Source organism: Pedobacter psychrodurus, assembly GCF_032678585.1.
Taxonomy (GTDB): Bacteria; Bacteroidota; Bacteroidia; order Sphingobacteriales; family Sphingobacteriaceae; genus Pedobacter; species Pedobacter psychrodurus_A.
In genome coordinates, this window is the sequence record NZ_JAVTSN010000147.1 from 1 (window position 1) to 596 (window position 596).

At 51.0% G+C, this 596-nt stretch carries 1 pseudogene; it reads right to left on the reverse strand.

Annotated elements, in window-relative coordinates:
• Positions 1-596: pseudogene (locus R2S57_RS30435) on the reverse strand (excinuclease ABC subunit A); the annotation flags it as partial.

The following is a 596-nucleotide window of genomic DNA, read 5'->3' on the forward strand; positions in this document are numbered from 1 at the left end:
TTATATAGAGCGAGGATCCTTTCTGGCTTTTTTGCAGTTCAGTTGCCAGCTTGATCCGCTGGGCCTCGCCCCCGGAGAGTTCGGTCGCTGATTGCCCAAGTCTTAAGTAGCCAAGACCGACCTCGCGCACAATATCCAGCGCCCTGTAAATTACCGGGTCTTCGTCAAAAAAGTTGCATGCCTGTTCAACCGTCATTTCCAGCACCTGTGCAATGTTGTGCGCTTTGTAAGTAATTTCAAGTGTCTGGGGGTTATACCTGCTGCCATGGCAGATTGGACAGGGGGTATAAACGCTCGGTAAAAACAGTAGTTCAACCATAACAAAACCCTCTCCCTGGCAGTTCGGGCAACGTCCCTTAGCAACGTTGAAGGAAAAGCGTCCGGCATCATATTTCCTTTTCTTTGCGAGCGGGGTATCGGCAAAGCGTTTGCGCACGTGGTCGAATAATCCAGTGTAGGTGGAAAGGTTTGACCTTGGTGTCCGTCCTATGGGTTTCTGATCGACAACCACCAGCCTGCTGATCTGATCCAGCCCTGAGCAGATTTTTCCGCTGACCGGTTGGCCTGAATGCTCATCCGGCACTTCTAAAGAAAGC